The 22,103-nt window shown below is 69.1% G+C and carries 2 protein-coding genes (1 of these 2 running past the window's edge); both read right to left on the reverse strand.

Annotation, left to right across the window (positions count from 1 at the left end; all coding sequences use genetic code 11):
- Positions 1–12,877 carry the 5' end (the start) of an LEPR-XLL domain-containing protein gene (locus ACWYRN_RS22980; protein ID WP_488690119.1) on the reverse strand. 21,527 nt of this gene lie to the left of the window's left edge, so 12,877 of the gene's 34,404 nt are visible here — the first part of the coding sequence; the start codon lies at positions 12,875–12,877; the stop codon falls past the left edge of the window.
- Between the two features lie 337 nt (positions 12,878–13,214).
- Complete coding sequence (locus tag ACWYRN_RS22985) at positions 13,215–21,905, reverse strand: LEPR-XLL domain-containing protein (RefSeq protein ID WP_488690121.1); 8,691 nt, start codon at positions 21,903–21,905, stop codon at positions 13,215–13,217.
- Between the last annotated feature and the right edge of the window lie 198 nt (positions 21,906–22,103).

A 22,103-nucleotide genomic window follows, 5' to 3' on the forward strand; every position in this document is an offset into this window, starting at 1 on the left:
GGGTCAGCTGCTCGAACGAGGCGTCGGCCGCCGGCGGACGCACGCCGCCCCAGTCGATCGCGTTCACGTCGAAGTCGGCGCCGGCGGCGGCGAAGCCGCTCACCACCTGCTGGCCCTTGGCGGCCGCCAGGTTGACGTAGCTGGTGCCTTCGTAGCTGTCGTAGCCGAGGGCGCCCGCCACGACCTTCTTCTGGGCCGTAGTCAGGTTCTCGAAGGCGGTGCCGGCGGCTGGTGCGCCGGCACCGCCCCAGTGGATGTCGGCATTGCTGTAGTCGGTGACCGCGCCTTCCGAGAAGCCGTACACCAGCTTCTTGCCCGGTGCGGCGTTGTAGTTGTAGTAGGCAGCCTTGCCGGTGCTGGTGTCGGTCTCGTAGCCGAGCGAAGCGGCGACCACGGCTTTCTGGGCCGCGCTCAGGTTCTCGAAGGTGGTGCCTGCTGCTGGCGCGCCGGCGGCGCCCCAGTTCATGGTGGCGTTGCTGTAGTCGGCCGAGACGCCCTGCACGAAGGACTGCACGACCTGGTGGCCGGCGGCGGCGCCGGCATTCACGAACACCAGGCCGCTGTAGGCGGTGTAGCCGGCGTTCGAGAGCGGGCCGTTGGCACCCGCCAGGGTGGCGCGGTAGGTACCGGTCAGGGCATTCCAGTAGCCGCCGTCGGAATGAACGGTGTAGCCAAGGGCGATCGCGACCTGGTCTTTTTGGGCCTGCGTCAGGCTGTCGAACGGGGTGTAGTTGGCGATGGCGCTGACGGCCGCACCGTCCTGCAGCGCCAGGCCGTGGCCCGCGAACAGGCTGGCCAGATCGGCGCTCAGCTGGCCGTGGTTCAGGGCGTCGATGATGGCCGCGATGCGGCCGGCGTCGCCGGTGCTGGCCAGGACCTTGCCCGGCAGCGTGTCGAAGTAATCGGCGTAGGTATGGGTCGAGACGCCCGAATGCAGGGTCACGGCGGATGCCGAGCTGAGGCTGCCCGAGAGTACCAGCTCGCCCGCGGTGCTCATGCGCACGGTGGCGTCGCGGCCGCTCAGGACCGTCACGTAGTCGTCGCCCTGCTGGACGACGGCGGCGCCGGCCAGTACCGCGCTGCCCGACAGCAGGTGCAGGTAGCCTTGCGCTTCCAGGCTGACGGCGCCGTTGTCGCCGCGGGCGCCGACGATGGCGCCCTCTTTCAGGGTCATGCCGGTGCCGGCATGCAGGGTCAGCGCGGCGCCGGCCGCGTCGGCGGCCACGTTGCCCGCCACGACGATGCCATGCGAACCGGTCACGTTGACGCGGCCGTTCGCGCCCAGTACGGCGATGCGGCCGCTCTGGTCGACGGTGACGGAATTGATCTCGGCGCTCGTCGCCTGCAGGGCGTTGATGCCGGTGCTGTGCGAGACCGTGACCGAGACGCTGTTCTGGCCCAGGATCCAGCCGCTGACCAGGATCTGCTCGCCCACGTTCAGGGCGACGTTGTTCGCCGTGATGCCCGAATCCGGGCCGCCGAACGGAGTGCGGGTGTTCTGGCGCTGCACCTCCAGGGTACGCGCGTTCATGGTGATGGTGTCGTTCGACTGCATGTCGCCGACGATGGCGATGTGCTGGGCCGTGAACACGGCCGCGTCGCGCAGCATGCTCGAGAACGAGAACGGACCGACGACGGCGTCTTCGACGTCGCCGATCGTCATGCGTACGCCGGCGGCGTCGTGGCCGACATTGATGGCGGCGAAGCCGTCGCGCAGTGCCGACAGGTCGCGCTCGCCGAGGTCGAAGTTGCCGGTGGCGCCGGCCCGCGAGAGGTCGTTGCCGTAGGTCGTGTCGGCAGCGCCGCCGATGCGGTAGTTCTGCGCCGCGTGCATGGACTTCAGGGTCAGCTGGCCCTGGCCGCTCACGCGGTTGTCGCCCGAGCGGAAGTCGACGTCGTCGGCCACGATGGTCATTGCGCCGTTGCCGGCGCCGATCGCAATCGCGCCTTCGTCGAGCGAGAACAGCGCTTCGCGCGCAGCCAGCTGCACGTCGATGGCGCCGTTCGCCACCAGCAGGCCGGATTCGACCACGGTGAGGCTGTCGCGCTCGCGGATCACGATGTCGTTGAAGCCGGCGGTGCCGCGGTTGACGATCGAGATTTCCTCGACCGCCGTGTTCAGGGTGCCCTGGATGCCTGCGCCGTGGATGGACAGGCGCGCGTTCGGCGCCACGAAGATGGCGTTGCGCACGTCGACCAGGCCGGCCGCTTCGAGCGCGAAGTCGGTCGAGCCCCAGGAGGCGTTGGTTCCATTGACCATGCCGCTGCTGATGCGGGTGACCGCTGCCAGGTCGGTGATCTCGATGCGGTCGAGCGCATCGTTGAAGTCGATCGTGCGGGCATTCGCGCGCAGCTGGCGTTCGTTGAACTGGAGCGGCGCGGTGCTGCTGATCGGCGCCAGCACCAGGCGGTCGTTGCCGGCCCCGCCGCGCACGTTCAGGTAGCCGTCGCCCGACACGTAGATGGTGTTGTTGCCGTTGCCGGTGTCCAGGGTGTCGGTGGCGCCGGAAATGTAGAAGGTATCGTTGCCGCCGCCGCCGAAGAGGGTGTTGTTGCCGCTGCCCATGTCGACGTACTCGGCACCGTCGCCGCCGACGAAGCGGTCGTTGCCGGCGTCGCCGTAGTAGCTGACGGTGGCGCTGCCGCCCACGAAGGAATCGTTGCCTGCCCCGCCGCGCACGACGCTGCCGGCGCCGGCGTTGATGATGGTGAAGTTGTCGTTGCCGTCGCCGCCGTCGAAGTCGAGCACGGCAACCACGCCGCCGCCGACAAAAATGGCGTCGTTGCCGCTGCCGCCGCGCGCGACGATCTTCTTCACGCCCGAGTGGCGCTCGGTCACGCCGAGCGAAGACAGCACGATGTTGCCGGCGGCGTCGCCGTCGATGCGGTAGGTTTCGTTGACGGTGCGGTCGTACAGCGTGCCCGAGCCGTAGCGGCCCGAGGTGTCGCCCATGCTCAGGTAAAGCGTGTCGCCGACCTGGGTGGCCAGCTTCGGCGGGTCGCCCCAGCTCCAGAAGGCGTCGGCATCGACGCTGATGCCGATGATGGTCACGCGCGCGGCCAGGTGGGCGCTGGCGGCGGTCAGTTCGACCTCGCCGCGGAAGCCCGCCAGGGTGCCGCCGATGGAGAACAGGCCCATGTCGATTTCGAGACGGAGTTCGCCATACACGCTGGCCGAGATGCCGCGGTTGCTGAAGCCGAGTGCGATGCCGGCGTTCAGTTCGAGCGGGCCCATGCCCACGTGGAGGTTGGCGGCGCCGGTGATCTCGAAGTCGCCATCGGACTCGACGTAGCCGCCGATGTCGATGTTGATGAAGTTGAAGAAGTTCAGGTTCGCGTTCAGCTCGAGACGGAACACGTCGTTCTGCAGGCTCATCCCGCCGTGGAAGCCGACGTCGAAGGCGAGGATGTGCAGTTCGCCGTCCAGGTCCAGGTTGAAGGTGGTGCCGGCGGCGACGCCCGCATAGGCGTTGGTGTCGCTGGTATTGATCTCGAGGATGGCCTTGGCCTGGATCCCGAGTTCGCCGGTGCCCAGGGTCACGTTGGTGCCCAGGCGCAGCGCAAACACCAGGCCTTCGTCGGCCTCGATGAAGGCGATCGCGCCGGTCACCTGCACGCTGCCCAGCACGCCCAGTTCGAGCGACAGGTCGGCCTGGGCGGTGACGCCGGAGCGGTCGATGGTGAGATCGAGCGCGCCTTCCATGTGGACGGCGCTGCCGACATTGATGCCGGCGCTGCCGGCGATGTGCAGCGACTGCGCCGCCAGGCCGACTTCGACGAAGCCAGGGCCGGCGGTGTTGATGGCGCGGACCTTCTGCACGGTGTCGGTGGTGTTCACCTGGAGCAGGAAGTGGCCGTTGACTTCAAAGGCGCCGCCGTCGATCAGGACGGAATCCGGGCCGGTGCCGCCGACTTCGAAGCTGCCGTACAGGCCGTTGGCAACGATGCCCAGGCTACCGGTGACCGACAGCGGCTGGAGCATCGGCAGGCTGAGGGTGGCTTCGGCCGCCAGTTCGGCGCCGTGCTGCGAGACGATCACGCCGAAGCTGCCCTGCAGGTCGATGGCCCCGTCGATCAGCGACAGCTGGCCGTCGCCGACCAGGGCCACGTACATGCCCTGCCAGTCCGGCTTGCCCGGCGGCGTGGCGGACACCACGTATTCGTTGTTCTCGAAGTGGACGGTGTCGCGGAACTGTTCCGGCACCGTGTAGACCACGTCCTTGCCGGTGGTATTCAGGGTCAGCGCCAGTGCGGCGTCGAGCTTGATCGCGGCGCCCAGGTCCAGGTTGCGCGTCAGGTTCAGGCGCATCGCCACGCCGTCGGCGGTGACCGACAGCAGGCCGGTGGCGTGCGAAGACATCGACAGCCCGCCCGCGCCGATCGACGATTCGACGTCGGCGAAGATCACCAGGCCGGAAGCGCTGGCCTGGATGTCGAACACGCCGTCCATGCGCACCAGGCCGAACATGTCGAGCTTGGCCTGGCCCTGCACGCGCAGGTATTGTTCGCTGTAGTTCAGGACCACCGGCTCGAAGCCGTTGCCGGTTTCGACCGCGTAACCCTGGTGCACGCCGCCGTCCGGATCGGTCCAGCTGCTCTTCGAGAAGTCGATCGTGGTCAGGCCGAAGGAGACGCCGGCGCCGCTGTACGAGACGGCGCCGGTGGCGGCGTCGCGCGTGTAGCCGGTATTGATGGTGGCGCGCAGGCCGGTGTTGATCTGCAGGACCAGGTCTTCCGCCTGCAGGGTGGCGCCGTCGACGCCGACCAGGCCGACCATGTCGACGTCGGCATCGGTGGCGATGTAGACGCCGACCTTCAGGCCGTCGAGGCCGATGACCAGCTCTTTCGCTACCACCAGGCCGAGGTCGAGGTCTTCGATCATCAGGCCGACGGCGCTCGTGTCCGGGGTGTCGGCTTCGTCGATGCGGCCGTCGCCGTTCGAATCCTGCCAGTAGCCGCCCACGCCGATGAAGCCGTAGGCGTCGTTGATGCCGATCGCCAGCGAGGTGACGGTCGTGGTTTCGCCGTTCGACAGCGTCACGGTTTCCGAGCCGCGCTTGGTAAAGGCCATCGAGGCCGACAGCTGGACGAAGCCGGCCAGGTCGATCTGGGCATAGCCCACTTTGGCCTGGATGATCTCGGTGTCGAAGTCGAGGATGACGGCGGTGTTGCCGCCGGTCGGCAGCGCGAACCCGTTCTCGGCCAGCTTGCCGTCGCGGTCGAGGTCTTCGCCGGCGTCGAGCACGCCGTTGCCGTTCAGGTCTTCCGGCGAGGTGTCGAAGGTGGAGCGGAAGTTCACCGACGGCGGGCCGAACAGCTGCAGGGCCAGGTTGCCCGGGCCGCTCAGGCCCGGCACGTAGGCGGTGTTGATGTTCACCGAGACGTCGTTCGCCTGGACCGACAGCAGCGACGGATCGACGCCCACCAGGCGCGCGGTGTCGACGTGGGCCTTGGCGGCCACGAACTTCGGCGTGAACTGTTCCGCGCCCGGGATCAGGCCGGCCAGGGTCGGGGTCATGATGGCCAGGCCGAAGTCGACGTTGTCGATCACCAGGCCGACCGCGCCTTCGTTGATGCTGTCGAGCAGGCCGTCGTTGTTGGCATCCTCGCCGTAGCGGTAAGGACCGCCGACGCCGGCGAAGCCGGTCAGGTTGCTGCCGCCGATGGTCAGGAACTCCATCTCCAGCGGCATCGGCTGGCCCGGCACGTAACCACTGCTGGCCAGGCTGCCCAGGCCATCGCCCAGGTGTTCCAGGCCGCCGAGATCGACGTCCACGACGTGGCGCTCGCCCTTGCGGAATGCCAGCGAACCGCGCAGGCTGAGGAATTCCGAGACCTGGATCTCGGCCAGGCCGATGTCCAGGCCGAGCAGGTCGTTGCCGCGGTTGGCGATGTAGACCGGGGTGCCGCCGGTCTTGACTTCGAAGCCGGCCGGGCGGCCGGTGAGCGGGTCGGCCTTGAAACTGTCGGCAAAGTCGGCGGTCGAGCGCATCTTGCCGCCGAAGAGTTCCCCGCCGCTGTTGACCTCGATGGTGATGTCCTGGGCCTTCAGCTTGATCACGTCGCCGAAGCCGTAGGTGGTCAATTGGTCGGCGTGCGCGTACAGCGAGAAGAAGTTCTTGGCCTTGAAGAAGTCCGGCAGGTCGGCCTTGAAGACGGACAGGCCGACGTCGATGCCTTCCATGCTGAAGCCGGTCAGGTCGTCGGCGTTCTGCAGGATCAGCTTGCCGGCATTGTCTGGGTCTTCCACGTACCTTGGCGTGCCGAGACCCACGTAGGCGTAGACGTTCGAGGCGCCGAAGGACAGGCCCTTGAAGCCGACGTTGTCGATGCGCGAGTAATCGTCGGACACGTCGCCGATGAACTTCAGCATGTCGATTACCGAGCCGAAGCTCGATGGCAGCACGGCTTTCAGCGCGTCCTCGACCAGGCCGACTTCGGCCGGCAGGCCGGTGTACATGGTGCCGGTGAAGGTTTCGCCGACGTTCAGCTGGAAGTCGCCGGTCAAGTAGACGAAGTCGCCCAGGTTCAGGGTGATGTCCGGGAAGTCGATGGTGCCGAACAGGTTCAGGCCGAAGTTCGGGTCGAAGCCGATCGACAGATCGAAGTTCTTGATGAAGTCGAGCGCGCCGCTCAGGAAGTCAAGGTTCGGCGAGAATTCCGGCAGCAGGTCGCCGATGCCCTTCAGGCTGATGGTCGGCAGGAAGCCCGGGATGGTCGGCAGGTTGAAGCTGAAGTCGAACGAGGCGTCGAAGTCGAACAGATCGAACAGGCCGAGGTGGGCGTCGAGGCCGATGCCGATGGTATTGCTGTCGAAGTCGAGCAGCATGCCTTCGCCGGCGCTGCCGGTCGGCACGAACAGGCCCTGTCCCGCCATCTCGGTGTAGTCGAGGTAGACGCTCGGCGCCGGCTTGCCGCCGACGGTGGCGGCATTGATGTGGAACGAGACGTCGTTCGCTTCCAGGGTCAGGAAGGGGTCGGTGCCGACCAGACCGGCGCTGGCCGCATGCGCGGCCACGCTGTAGAACTTCACGCCCGGCATGTCCAGGCCTGGTGCGATCTGCGGGCTGACCAGGGCCAGCACGAAGTCGAGGTCTTCGATGGCCAGGCCGATGGCGTCGCCGTTCGCCGGGTCCTTGTCGTCGACCACGCCGTCGCGGTTGCTGTCGGTGCGGTACGGGCCGTTGATGCCGGCAAAGGCGTGTACGTTGGTGCCGGCCACGACCAGGGCGCTGCCCTGGCCGATGATCTCGGCGCCGAGGGCGTTGAAGCCGATGTTTTCCAGGGTCTTCTTCTGGAAGGCGAAGCCGCCTTCCAGGCTCAGGATGCCCGCCACGTTGGCGTAGGCATGGCCGACGTTGGCCTCGATGACCGCGTTGGCGAAGTCGATCACCATTGGCGTGGTGCCGGTTCCCGTTGCCACGCTGTAGCCGGCGGAGGTGCCGTTACGGGTGAAATCGCCGATCAGGCCCTGGCGGTTCGACATGTTGATGCCGACGTTCAGGTCGTTCAGGTCGAACTCGATGAAGTCGCCGAAGCCGACGAAGTGGATGCCTTCGCCGTGCGCCTTGATCGCGGTGAATTTGGTGTCCTTCTGGACAAGCGGGTTGCTGAGATCGAACTTGGTGTTCAGGATCGCGGCGCCGAAGTCGAAGTCGTCGATCACCAGGCCGGTGGCGCCGTCGTTGACGGCGTCCTTGCCGTCGATGCGGCCGTCGCCATTGCTGTCGGTGCGGTACGGGCCGCCGACGCCGACAAAGGCTTGCAGGTTGCTGCCGCCGAGCTCCATGCTCGAGGCGCGCACGTTATCGAAGCGCACGCCGCCCACGGTGGCGGCCGAGACCAGGGTGTCGTCGGCGCGGCGCAGCGCGAAGTTGCCGCTCACGTAGAGGAATTCCGAGACCTGCAGGGTCGCGTTGTTCAGGCTGGCGGACATGAAGGCGCCCGGACCGAAGTCCAGCACCACCGGCGCGTTGCCGGTCTTGATCTCCAGTCCATCCTCGAAACTGGACGCGAAGTCGACCGTCGGGCGCTTGCCCGCCAGGCCCGACCAGCCGCTGCTCCAGTTCAGGGCGACTTCGATCTCCTTGCCCGACAGCTGGAAGTCGCTGCCGCCGCCGACGATGGCGAATTCGCCCGCGGTGGCCTTCATTGCCATCATCTGCGGCAGCTTCAGGCTGGTCGAGACGGCGTTCATGATGCTGAGGCCCACGTCGACGTCGCGCACGGCCACGCCATAGGTGTCGGCCTGCTCGGACAGCGGCACGCCGGAGTCGAAGTCCGGGATGCCGTAGCCCATGAACAAATTGACGTCGCTCATGCCGATGTTCAACGTGTTCACCGACACGTCTTCGATGGTCGAGCCGTCTTCCGAGACCTTGGCGCCTTGCGCCTTCAGGCGCGCCAGGGTCGGCGCCGAAGTCACCTCGCTGAAGCGCAGGCCGGTGTCGATGTTGACGGTCTGGCGCTCGCCCTTCTCGAAGGCGAAGCCGCCCTGCAGCCACACGAACTCGTCGATGCCGAGCGTAGCCTTGGCCACTTCGACGCCGGTGCGGCCGTCGGTGTAGTCGATCATGACCGGCGCGTTGCCGGTGGCGACACGCAGGCCGGCGTCGCCATAGGTGCTCTTGAAGTCGACGTAGGCGTTGACCTTGCTGCCGCCCCAGGCGGTGCCGCCGTTGGCGCGCACGCTGATGCCTTCGGCCGACAGGCTCAGGAAGTCCAGTCCGGTAAAGGCCACCGTGTCGGCGCTGGCCGACAGGGCCCACAGGCGCGGCACGATGCCGAGGCCATCCTTGTAGACCACCAGGCCGAGATCGATGTTGTCGAACACCAGGCCGACCGCGCCTTCGGCCGGTTCGTCCTGGCCCGCGACGAAGTACGGGCCGCTGCCGACGAACAGCTTGATGTCGGACATGCCCATGGTGAAGGAGCTCATCGACAGATCGTTGATGCGCGTGAAGTCGTCCGGCGCCACCTGGCCCGAGAGGATCAGGTCCTTCAGCTTCAGGCCGCCCTCGGCCGAGTGCGCGCCGAAGCCGGTGACCACGTCGACCAGCACGGATTCCGCCTTTTCCAGCGCGAAGCCGCCTTCGATGTAGAAGAAGTCGTCGAGGCGGATCAGCGCATGGCGTACCTCGACGCCGATCATCGAGCGCGTGAAGTCGAGCATCACGTCGTCGCCGCCGGTGTGCACGCCCAGGCCGTCTTCACCGAAGCTGGACTGGAAGTCGACGTAAGGATTGACCTTCAGGCCGGCCCAGTTGCTGCCCTTGTTCAGGGCCATGGTCAGGTCGTCGATCTCGAGCTGCATGAAGCCCCAGTCCGCATGCACCGGCTGGGCCCAGTTGGCCTTCATCGCGTACATGTTCGGGATCACGCGCGCGGTGTCGACCTGGCGCGACGCGTGCATCATGACGAAGCCGACGTCGATGTCGTCGATCGTGAACAGCGGGTCGCCGGCATTCCCGACCACGATCTGCACGTTCGAGGCGCCGAAGCTGATCATGTCCACCGGCAGGTCGGTGAATTTGCTGTTGTCGGCCGACAGGTAGCCGTCGACCTTGAACTTCGCCAGCTGGCTGTTCAGGCCGGCCGCGGTGCCGGTCAGCAGCGACGGCAGGCCGGTCATCACGTCGACCTCGATGCCCTTCGTTTTCTCGAAGGCGAAGTCGCCGCTGATCTGGAACATGTCGCCCACGTTCAGCAGCGCGTTTTCCAGGGTCACGCCGATCACGGCGGTGCTGTAGTTGATGACGATCGGGTTGCCGGCGGCAACCGGGATCTCCAGGCCGCCCTCGAAGCTGGTCGAGAAGTCGACGTAAGGATGGATCAGGTTCGGCGAACCCTTCCAGGCGCCGCCCCCGTTCACGTCCAGGTGCAGTTCGTCGATCGTGAACTTGAACAGGTCCATGTCGACGTTGATCGGCGCATGCCAGTCCAGGCGCATGGCGAAGAAGTTCGGCAGCAGGCCGGCCGGGTCGGCGCCACGCGTGGTGTTCATCATCACCAGGCCGACGTCGATGTCGTCCAGGGTGAAGCCGAGGCGCTCGTCATTCAGGCTTTCGTCGGCATCGAACAGGCCGTTGTTGTTGGCGTCGATGAAGTACGGGCCCAGGCCCACGAAGATGTCGACGTCGGTGGCGCTCAGGAGCAGGCTGGCGACCTGGATGCCTTCGATGCGCTTGCGATCTTCGCTCAGGCCGTCCATCGCGGCCAGGGCCGACAGCACCGGGTCGGTGTCCAGGGCCAGGCCGTTCGGCAGGCCGGTGACCACGTCGACCGAGGCGGTGCCGTTCTTTTCCAGGTACAGGCTGCCGCTGATGTAGATGTAATCCGAGATGACCAGCGTCGCGCGGCCGATCGAGACCGCCGTCAGCGCGCCTTTCGCGCCGTCGAAGTCCAGTTCGACTTCCTCGCCCGGGGCGGTTGCCACGTTCACGGCCTTGGCGCCGAAGTCGATCACCGGGCTGCCGACGACGTTGGCCTGGTTGTATTCGACCACGATGTCGGAAGCGGCCAGGGTGAAGGCGTCGAGGCCGACGAAGCCGGCGCTGTCGGCGGTGGCCTTCAGCGCGGTCCAGCTGACCTGCGGCAGGCCCTTCTTGCTGATCAGGGCCAGGGCCAGGTCGACGTTCTCGATCTTCACACCGAGTTCATCGCTGCTGCCGCCTTCGACGCCCGCGAACAGGTTCGCCTGCGCGGCGCCGACGGTCAGCATGTCGACCGTGACTTCGGTGCCGGCTTCGTCGGCCAGCTTGACTTTTTCGCCGGCCGTGCGGCGCACCACGAAGCTGCCGCTCGCCTGCACGAAGCCGCCCACGTTCAGGCTGGCGCCGCCGACGGCCACTTCCTTCAGGCCGGCCATCAGGCCGGCGCCGAAGGCGTAGTCGAGGCCGCCCACGTTGAGGGCGACGGCGCCCGCGTTCTTGTTGGTGTCGTTCCAGCGCAGGGCGACGGTGTCGGCCACCAGCGAGACGTTGCTGCCGAGGTGGGCGTCGAGGGCGCCGCGCGCTTCCAGCAGGGTGCCGCTCGTGCCCAGGCGCATGCCCAGTTCCGCGCCGGCCACGCCGACGATGTAGTTGCCGGCGCCGATACTGGCGCTGGCGTTGCGCGCCACCACGTCCAGGGTGTTGCCGTCGGCGCTGTTGGCAAAGCCGAAGTCGCCGGCCAGCGACACCGCGCCCTCGCCCAGCGAGGCGTGGAAGCCGATCACATTCGCCTGCAGGCCGAGGTTCGCCTTCAGGCTGCCGAAGGTGTAGCCGAAGCCGGCGAAGTCGATCGCGCGGCCGCTCATGTCGGCCGCCAGCGTATTCACGCGCAGGTTGGCGCTGTCGGCGCCGATGTCGGCGAAGCTGCCGCCGGTCAGGCTCAGGCCACCCGAGGCTTCGAAGGCATAGCCGTGCGCACCCAGCACCAGGCCGAAGGAGCCGCCGGTGACGCCCACGGCAAAGCCGCCGGCGCCGAAGCCGGCATTCACGGCGTCGCCGGCGATGACGATCTCGTCGGCCGTCACCGACAGGCCGATGCGCGCCGAGATGTCGAGGCCGCCCAGGTTCAGCTGGGCCTGGCCCGAGAGCACCGTGTACTCGCCGGCGCTGCCGTCGCTGCCGAAGGTGAAGCCGCCGGCCGTCAGCGGCGCGCCGGACAGGTCGAGCGTGGTGTGGTTCGCGAGGCCGCCCGGCAGCGTGCCGATGCCGTAGCTCAGGTCGAAGGCGAGGTCGTTCGCGGCCAGCGTCAGGCCGGGCACGCCGACCATGCCGACGCTGCCGATCACGCCGTGGCCGAGCACCCAGCCATAGTCGCCACCGCGGGTGCCGCCATTGGCCGGCTCGACGAACGCGAAGCCGACGTCGGCGTCGTGCAGCGCCACGCCGAGCGCGCCCGGGGTGCCGGCCGGGCCGCCGATGCCGAGGAAGCCTTCGGCGTCGGTCAAGCCGATCAGCCACATATGGGTGGCCATGGCCTGCCCGGTGACCGGATCGAGCGTGCTGCCGTCGGCGTAGTCGATGGTCAGCGTGCCGTCGAGGTAGAGGTTGCCGCCCAAGTTCAGGCTGGCGTGGAAGGACAGCGGCGGGATGCTCGGGAAGTAGTCGTTGTTCAGGAAGTAGCCGACGCCGTCGGCCGCGTCGCCGCCGACCGTGTCGATCATCGCCCCGGTAATCGGGTCGAGCACGTGGGTGACCAGCTTGAGCGAGTGGGCGTCCTGCACCAGCTCGAAGAAGATGTCGTCGCCGGCCTGCACCAGGCCGGTGGCCAGCTCGAACTTGCCGCTGACGGTATCGAAGTGCATGAACTCGAAGACCTGGCCGTCGACCGGCTTGAAGTCGCCGGTCAGGCTCACTTCCAGCTTGCCCGCCAGCGTGGCGTGCGACATGTTGATCTGGTCGTAGCCGCTGCCCGGCTCCAGGCCGCCGATCTCGATCTGCAGCGTGCCGTTGCTGGTCTGGGTGTAGGAATCGACGGTCTGCATGCCGGGCGAGTAGCCGGGAGCGACGACGCCGTTGTTCAGCACCGAGACGTTCACGGTGCCGCTGCCCTTCAGGATGTCGTTGGCGGCCACGGTGAAGGTGTCGCCCGGCGTGCCAGGCTGGCGCGCCAGTTCGGCCAGGTCGACGATGTGGCGGTCGGGCGCGACCGCGGCGGTTCCGGCGCCGGCGCCGGCGTAGGCCTGGTCGGCCATGACGTGGCTGAGTGCGAGCGCGCCGCTGGTCAGGTAGTCGTTGTTCGGCGCCGCGTGGACCACGGCGTCGGGCACGATCAGCGCAGCCGACCCGAGGATGGGGTCGGCGGACAGCAGGACCCTGGGTTCCAGGGCTTCAACACGAAATGCGTCACGAAGTTTGCTAACGACCTGCTTTTTGGAGAACTGTTTCATGTTGAATTTGTTGTTTGCTGTCTGTCTCGATCGCCCTGTCACCTGACCGGTGCGACACTTTTGTCTTTATTGCCAGAATGCTAGACGCAATTCTGCAAAGTAAGCACAAGAGGCGTATCGTAGCTGATATGGGTGGGCAATAATTTCTAAAGTTCAATTATTGTTGGTGGGACGATGCAAAGCCGGCCGTTTGACGAAAGAAAACAACATAGGTAAAACGGCGGCACGCGGCGGGTTGACAGAACTGTTTCCCAAACGAAAAAACGGCCGGGTCTGCATTGCGCAGCCCGGCCGTTTTCTGTGCCGAATCGGGTTGTGAGTCGGCTTGTGAGCCGGCTTACAACACCAGGTCTTCCAGCCAGAATTCCAGCAGCGGCAAAGCGGCGCCCTCGCCCGCCGTCAGGCCCTCGGCGCCAGCCACCAGCATGCCGCCGCCGGCCGTGGCCACCTGCCCCGCCGTCGCCAGGTACAGGGCCGTGCCGCTTGCCGCGGTGCGCAGTCCGGCGTCGAAGTAAGGCGTTGCGGCCAGGGCCGGCGCCAGCGAGGCCGGCAGCAGCGGCAGCGCCGGGGTCGGGTCTTCGGTATGGCGCACCGTTTCCCCGACCGCAATCGCCGCTTCGTACATGGTGGCGCCGTCGAGCACGTAGAAGTGGGTACGGCCGTCCGGGCCCGTGTCCTGCACCACGATGCCGCGCGGCGCTTCCACGAACAGCGATGGCGCCTGCACCTCGATTGCGTTGCCCATGCCCAGCTGCGGACCCATGCCGTACAGGGCGACGGTGTCGGCGACGATGTTTACCGCATCGTCGCCTGCCGCGTCGAGGATCACGCCGCCGCTTCGCACGACCACGTGCTTGCCCTCGACACCTGCCAGCACCAGGTTGCCGGCCGCTTGCGCCGTCACGGCGCCAGTGCCGCCCAGGACCGTACCGGCATCCATCTGCACGCCGCCGTTCGCGCTGTAGACCAGCACGTCGCCACGTGTGGCCGACACGCTGTCGTGCAGGACCACGCCGTCGCGGCCGTCGAGCACCAGGCCGTTGGCGGCGACCAGGCTGCCCGCGCCCGCCTCGACCACGACCGTGCTGCCGAAGACCTGCAGCGGCGCATTCGAGAGCGCCGCGAAGTCGGTGGCCACGATGCTGACCTTGCCGGCGTTCGCGGCCGCGTGGCCGTCGCCACCCTGCATGCCGATCACCAGCGCGCTGGCGCCGGACAGGTGCGCCAGCATGCTGTCGGTAATGCTGAAGGCGCCGCCGGTGCCGGTGCCGCCGACCACGATGTCGCGGCCGGCGTCGCCTGGGCGCAGCTGGACGATGCCCGCGCCCTGCACGTCGCCGTTGATGACCAGGCTATCGGCCTCGATGATGAACTCGCCGGCCTCGCCGCTCAAGACGATGTCGCCGATAATGACCTGGCTGGCGCCGCGGATCACCAGCGAACCGCCGGCGATGTGCAGCGCGCCGTCGAAGCGGACCACGCCCGTGGCGTCGACCGTGACGTCGCCGTTCACGCTCACGTCCTGGGCAAAGCGCACGTCGTGCGCATCGCGCACCGCCAGCCCGGCCAGGGCGCCGTTCGCACCGACCGCGCCCTGCACCAGCACGTTGTCGCCGCCGGCCGCCAGTACCAGGCTGGCGCTGGTCTCGAACGCATCGATGCCCTGGGCGAAGACCATGTCGCCGCCAGGCGCGCCGCCGTTGCCGCCGGCGATGGTGACCGCGTCGGCAAGCGCCAGCGGGCCGCGTACGTCCAGGCCTTCGGACGCCAGGCTACCGGTCAGGAAGATGCTGCTCCCAGGGCCGGACGCGTCCAGCACCAGGCTGTCGCGGAACACCACCGCACTGGCACTGCCGTCGATGTGAATGACCTGGCCCGGGGCCGCGGCGCCGCCGCCGACGACCACGCGGTCGAAGCCGCCGGCCAGGTTCGCCAGCAACGCCGGCGACAGGTACAGGCCGCCGTTGCCGAAGCCGCTGCCGCCGAGGCGCACGTCGTGCGCCGGATTGGCCGGGCGGATCGCCAGCGTGCCGCCCTGGCCGGCCAGGGGCTGGTCGATCTGCAGCTGGTCGCCGACCAGTTCCAGGTCCTGGCCCGCGCCGACCTGCTGCGCCTGGCCAAACACCACCGTACCGGTGGCCGCGACCAGCGAGGTGCTGCCGCCCGCCGCCGTCACGCCCACCAGCGCCGCATCCGCCAGCGCGTTCACGGCGCCGTCGGCGCCGATGCGCCCCACCGCGACCGCCACGCCGGCCGCCGGCACGCTCAGGCCATCGCTGTCGACGATGGCGATCGCGCCCTGGCTGGAAGACGCCGCCAGCGAGGCCACCGCGGTCTCGATCGCATTCCCCGCGCCAATGCCGCCGCCGGCCGTCATGCGCAGCGCGCCCGCCTTGACGTTCACGGTCTGCACCGTGTTCGCCGCCTCGGCATCGACGATCGCGCCGCCCGCTGCCAGGCTCACACCACCCGTGCCGGCATCGAGCAGGCCGACGGCGATGTTGCCACCCGCGGCATAGCGCAGGCTGGACGCGCTGCTGCTGCCCTGCATGGCGATGTCGGCGCCGGCCGCCAGTTCGATGCTCTGGCCGGCCGCCAGCGCGCGCAGGTCGGCGTTCTGGACGATGCTGTTGCCGGCGCCGAGGCTGATGCTGCCGGCGACGGAACTCACGGCCGCGTCCAGCACCAGGTCGGCGCTGCCGGCGGCCAGCAGCAGGTTGCCCCCCGCCGTGACAACGCGCTCCACGGAGATGGCGCCGGTCGAAGTCAGCACCAGCGCACCGCTCGAACTCATGCCGGACAGCGCCGCATCGGCCACCGTGGCCGTGCCGCCATTCGCGTTCACGCGGCGCACGCCGATCTCGCCAGTCTCGCCGAGCGTGATCGCGCCCGCCTGCTCGACGAAGAAGCCGCCGCTGCCGCCGACGTTCGCCGCCAGGCTGCCCACCGCCGTCTGGATACGTGCGCCAGGCGCGCCGAATCCGGCATTCGCGCCGTACATCGACACGCGCAGCGCCGCCGCCGTGACGTCGGTTTCGCTGCCGCCCGCGTCGAGGATGCTGGTGGCGGCCAGGCTGACGTCGCCGCCGGTCCCGATCGAACCCAACGTCATCGTCGTGCCGGCCATGACGCGCACGTTGGCGCCGGCGCGGATCGCCGTGCCGTTGTCCATGTTGATGGCACGCGCCGCCTGCACATCGACGGTGCCGGCGCCGCTGTTCAGAATGTCCGCCTTTTGCGCGATGTTGCCGCCGCTGGACAGCGACAATGCACCGCCGCCGGCATCGACCTTTGCATTCAGTACCATGCCGCCGCCGGCCGCCTGCAGCAGCAGGTTGCCTCCGTTCGAGGCGACGCTGTCGCTGACGACCAGGCTGGCGCCGTTCGAGACCAGCACCACGTGGCCGCCCTGGGCCGCCACGCCGTTCTGCGCGGCGTTGGTGGTGGCCACGGCGGCGCCCGTGGCACCGACGCGGTTCACCTGCACCGTCACGCCGGCCAGGGTCAGCGCATTCGTCTCGGCCAGGTAGACGCCGCCCGCCCCGGCCTGCGCCGTGGCGATGACGACGTTGCTCTCGATGGCGTTGGCGCCGCTGCCGATGGCATTCCCGGCGCGCAGCTGCAGGCCGCCGGCGACGATGTCGACCGCGCTGTCGCCGGCCGCGTCGCCGTCGACGATGCTGCCGCCGCTTGCCGTGATGCCGACGTTCGCCGTGCCGGCGTTCAGGCTCGATACCGTGACGCCGGCGCCGGCGGCCAGCAGGATGTTGCCGTTGCTGGTGGCCGTGCTTGCTGCCTGGCCCATCAGGATGTCGCGCCCGGCGCGCAGCTCGATGCTCTTGCCGGCGGCGGTCGCGTTGATGCCGGCGTTCTGCAGCAGGTCGCGCCCGGCCCCCAGGCTGGTGTTGCCGCCGCTGTTGCTCACGGCCGCGTCGAGCGACAGGTCGGCCGCTGCGCCGCCTGCGGCCAGCAGCAGGTTGCCGGCCGCGCTCACCTGCTGGCCGAGCGCGATGCCGCCGTCGGCCGTAGCCAGCACCAGGTTGCCGCCCGAGACCAGGCCGCTCAGGGCCTGGTCGTTCACGCTGGAGAGCGTGCCGTCGATGTCGACCCGCGCCACCGAGCCGGCGCTGGCATCGACCACCAGGGCGTCGGCTTCGTCGAGGTACAGCCCGCCGCCCCCGGCGCTGGCCGCCAGGCGGTTGACCGCCAGCCGAAGGTGGGCCGCGCCGCTGCCGGCGCCGTTCGTCGCCGCGATGCGTAGCGTGGCCGCGCGCACGTCGACGTCGGTGCTGCCCGAGTCGACGATGGTCCCGGCCACCAGGCTGACGCCGGCGCCGCTGCCGATCGCGCCCAGCGCCAGCGTGCCGCCGGTGGCGTAGCGCACGTTGCCGCTGGCATCCGCCCCCACGCCGTCGTCCATGGCGATGCCGCTGCCTGCCTCGACGTCGATGCTGGCGCCGCCGATGTTCGCCTTCTGGACGATGGTGCCGCCGGCCTGCAGCGACAGGGCGCCGCTGCCGCTGGCCACCGCGCCGTTCACGGCCAGGTCGCCCGCGGCCTTCAGCAGCACGTTGCCGCCGGCGCTGGCCACGTTCGCATTCACGGTCATGGCGCCGCCCGCGGCCAGCACCAGGTTGCCGGCACGCGTGACCGCCATGCCCGACTGGCTGGCCACCGTGGTGGCGGTGGCCGTACCGGCGGCATCGACGCGGTTGACCTGCACGTTGACGCTGCCGATCTCGACGGCGTCGGATTCCTGCAGGTAGATCCAGCCCAGGTTCGATTCGGCGCTGAGGGTGCCGACCCGGGTTTCGAGGGCGTTCGCGCTGGCGGCAATCGCCGCGCCGGCGCGCATCTGCAGGGCGCCGGCGACGATGTCGACTTGGCTGTCGCCATAGGCGTCGGCGTCGAGGATGCTGCCGCCGGCATTGATGGCGACCGCGCCGCTGCCGGCATCGAGCAGGCCGACCACGGCCGTGCCGCCGGCCTGCAGCGAAATATTGCCGCCGATGGTGGCCACGCTGGCGTCCTGGGTCATCGCGATGAGGCCGAGGGCGATCATGTCGACGCTCTGGCCGGCCGCCGTGGCCGACACGGCGGCGTCCTGGCGGATCGCGCCCGCGGACTGCAGGCTGATGTTGCCGGTGGCGCCCAGCGTGGTCACGGCGGCGCCCAGCGTCAGGTCGCCGCCGGCGCCGAGTACCAGGTTGGCGCCGGCGCTGACGGCGCTGCCGGCCATGCCGGTCAGTGCCCCGCCGGCCTGCAGCACCAGCGTGCCGCTGCTGGCCAGGCCGGCCTGGGCGGCGTCGACGCGCTGTTCGGCGTCCAGGCCGCCCCGGGCCAGCACCCGGTCCACGGCCACCGGGCCGGTGCCGCCCAGCGCCAGCACGCCGGCTTCGCGCAGGAACATGCCGGCGCCGCGTGCGCTCAGCACGGCCGCTTCGGTGTCGAACGCGTTGCCGGCGTCGCCGATCGCGCCCAGCGCCTCCAGGCGCAGCGCGCGTGCATACACATCGATGGCGTCGCCGGCTTCCGGCGCGTCGGCAATCGCCGCGCCGCTGACGATGCTGACCGCGCCCCAGCCGGCCTGGCCGGCCAGGCTGTCGGCCAGGCTGTCGGCCAGGCGGTCGGCGTTCGAGCGCGCGTCGACCAAACCGACCGTGACGCCGGCCGCAGCGACGACGCGGATGTTCCGGGCGTCGGTTGCCAGGCGCGCGCCGTCGTTCATCAGTACCGCGCCGGCGCCCGAGGCCAGCTCGATGGTGCCGCCTTCGCTCACCACCTGGGCCTGGCTTGACGCGGTGATATCGCCGCCGGCCAGCACGGTGATGCTGCCGCCCTGCGCCGCCACCATCGCGTTCAGCGCCAGCGTTTCCGAGGCGTCGATGCGCACGTGGCCGCCGCTGGCGTTGACCGACCCGGCCACGACCAGGCTGGCGCCGCCGAGCAGCAGGTCGCCGCCGGCGGACAGGCCCGCCAGCGCGCCGCTGTCGACTGCATCCTGCAGGCCGGCATTGGCGTCGACGCGGTTCACGCGCACGGCCGCCACCTGGCCGACCGTGGCGTTGCCGCCGGCCGTCACCTGGGCGGCGCCGCCGGCCGCAAAGGCCAGTGCGCCGGCCTGCACCTCGAGCGCATCGGCAGCGCTGCCGATGCCGGCGCCGGCCTGCATGCGCAGCGCGCCCGCAGTGACGTTCGTGCCCGGCGCCGCGTCGTCGGCCTGGGCGTCGAGGATGGCGCCCGAGGCGCGCAGCGACACCGCCGCCGTGCCGGCGTCGAGCACGCCGAGGGCCAGGTCGCCACCGAGTGCGCCGATGCGCATGTTGCCGTTGCTGGTCACGAGGCGCGCCTGGCCTTCGAGCGCAACGGCGCCGTCGGCCTGCAGGTCGAGCGTGCGTCCGGCGCCGCGCGCCTCGATGCGCGGCGCGCTGCCGGCCATGCCATCGTCGAGGACGATCGCGTCGGCCGAAACGATGCTGATGTTCCCGTTCGCACTGGCGACGCCGGCGCGGATGACGATGTCGGCCGCCGTGCCTTCGCCGGCTTCGCCGGTTTTCAGCAGCACGTTGCCGCCGGCGCCGGCGGCGTCGATCGCGCCGTCCACGGCGATGCCGCCGTCGAGCGTGGTGACGACCAGGTTGCTGGCGCTGCCGCCGACGCTGGCGCCGAGGATGCGCAGCGCGCTCGCTTCGCGCAGCTGTACATTGCCGGCCGTACCGTTGCTGAGGGTGACCGCCGCCAGGCGCGTTTGCAGCGCATTGCCGCTGCCGATGCCGGTGGCCGCCGACAGCGCCGCCGCCGCGGTGTCGCCGTCCAGGTTCAGGCCATCGCCCAGCAGGCCGTCGACGATCGCGCCGGTGCTCGAGCGCACGGTCATCGCACCGTCGGCGGCCAGCGTCGACAGGGTGATCGTGCCGCCCGCCACCAGGCTGACCGCGCCGCTGTCTGCCAGCGGGTGGAGCGAGGCGACGCGGGTCCCGCTGTCCATGAAGATGGTGGTGGCCGCACTCAAGCTCACCAGGCCGCCGTTCGAGACGATGTCGCGCGACAGCGCGATGTTGGCGCTGTTCGAGATCAAGGCCACGCCGCCGGCGCCGTTGTCGGTGATGCCGGCAGCCTGCAGCGCAATGCGCCCGTCGGACGCCAGCGCGATGGCGCCGCCGGACGCGCTGATGGCGCGGTTCACCAGGATCTGGCTGCCGCTACCGCCTGCGCTCAGGCTGATGCCGCCGGCGCCGACGGTCGAGACGCCGCTGCCGGCGCCGTCGATGCCGAGGTTGCCGGCACTCGTGGCCAGCACGATGTTGTCGCCGGCCACACCGGTCTGGCTGACGCCGTCCACGCGCAGGGCGCCGCCGATGCCGCTGGCGGCGTCGCGCGCCAGGTTGTTGACCAGGATGTCGCCGTCGCCGGTGTTCACCACCGTGATGCTGTTCACCTGGGCGAACGGCAGGCGCACGCCGGCGCCCGCATGCACCTGCAAATCGAGCGCGCGCAGCGGCTCGCTCGACAGGTTATCGAGGTTGCTGGCCGCATTCGCCTGGACCACGGCGCCGTTCTGCGCCCACAGCGCGATGTTGCTGTTGTGGGCCTCGACCTGGTTGTAGATCGAGATGCCGTTCCAGGCGTCGAGCTTGATGCCGCCATTGACCAGGAACTGGTAGGCGGGATTGGCGAAGTCTTCGATCACGATGCTGCCGCCGTAGACTTCGAGCGCGCTGCGGAAGGTGTACTGCTGCGGCGCCTGGACGGCGCCGATGCGCACCGTGCCGGCCAGGTCGTCGGCATGGGCGCCGGCCAGGTAGCCGTTGACGGCGCCTTCCTGGCGGCCGATCACGATCTTGCTGAAGGTCGGGGCGAAGGTCGCGATCTCCGCGTTGTCGATGTTCAGCAGCGCCGAACTCTCCAGCGGCGGGCCGCCGACCTCGATGCCCAGGCCCACGGTGGCGGGGCGCATGCTCAGCATGCCGGTGCCGATGACCGCGCTCTCGCCGGTCTGGAAGTTGATCTCGTTCCCTTCCAGGAAGATGTCGCCGCCGCCGTCGACCGTCACGCCGCCCTTGAACACCACCAGGTTGGCGCCGGTGACGCGGAAGAAGCCGCTGGTCAGGTGCACCGACTGCTCGAAGGTGACGGTGCCGCTGGCGTGGATGTCGAAGTTGCCGTTGACCGTGACCTCGCCCTTGAAGGTGACGTTGTTGGCCTGGGTGATGGTGAAGCCTTCGAGCGCGTCGGTATTGCCGACGGTGCCGGTCACCAGGATGTTGCCGGTGGCCGACAGCTGCAGCAGATCGTCGGGGTCGAGGCCGTCGCCGTTCAGCGAATGGGCCGAGGAGCCGCCGATCTGGATGTCGCCGCCGGTAGCCGTCAGCGCGATCGTGTGGTTGGTGGCGGTGGCGCCGTCGATCTTCACCGAGTCGTTGATGTAGGCAAAGGCGGTGTTGATGCTGCTGGCGCTGATCGTGGTGGTATGGCCCGAACCGGTGATGCTGAGCCCGGCGTCGCCGGCCAGCACCAGGTTCTGGGCGATGGCGATCTCGCCGCCGGCCTGGGGATTGAGCAGCACCAGCGTATCGTCCAGCACCAGGCTGGCGCCGCTGGCGGCATCGCCGACGACGATCTGGGCATTGCTGCCGGCGTGACCGAGCACAATGCGGTTGTCGCCGTCGCGGTACTGGCCCAGGTTGTCCTGGTTCAGGTAAAGGGTGTCGCGCTGCACGGCGGCGTCCGCCGCGGTGGCCTGGGTGGCCTGGGTGGCCAGGGCCGCCAGGCTGGCCAGGTGCGGGTCGGGGGCCTGCGCGACCGGAACCGCCGGCGGCGCGGCGCCCGGCTCGGCGGCAGGCGCGGCGCCGAGGGCGTGCACGGCGCGGTCGGACGCATCGGCGTCGTGCGCCAGCAGGTCCGGCGCCAGCAGTGCGGCCTGGCCGAGGATGGGGTCGGCGGACAGCAGGACCCGTGATTCGAGGGCTTCGACACGGAACGCGTCACGAAGTTTGCTAACGATCTGCTTTTTGGAAACCTGTTTCATGTCGGTTGTCTGTCCGCTGGAGTCATGTAGTGCCCGCGCCGGTCGGCGACCGGAACGGCTGGACCGGCTGCCTTGCTTGCGCAAGGCGCAATGGGGCATTGTCGGTACGGGGCGCTATCGTAGCCCAAATCTGCACCATAAATTTCCAGCCTTCAATTATTATTAGACAGACACAGCGCAAGCCGCAAAAGTGATGAA

Source organism: Massilia sp. BAP21 (genome assembly GCF_057801335.1).

Excerpts from the sequence above, each read along its gene's own strand:
- ACWYRN_RS22985 (WP_488690121.1), bottom strand. The coding sequence starts at position 21,905 with ATGAAACAGGTTTCCAAAAAGCAGATCGTTAGCAAACTTCGTGACGCG.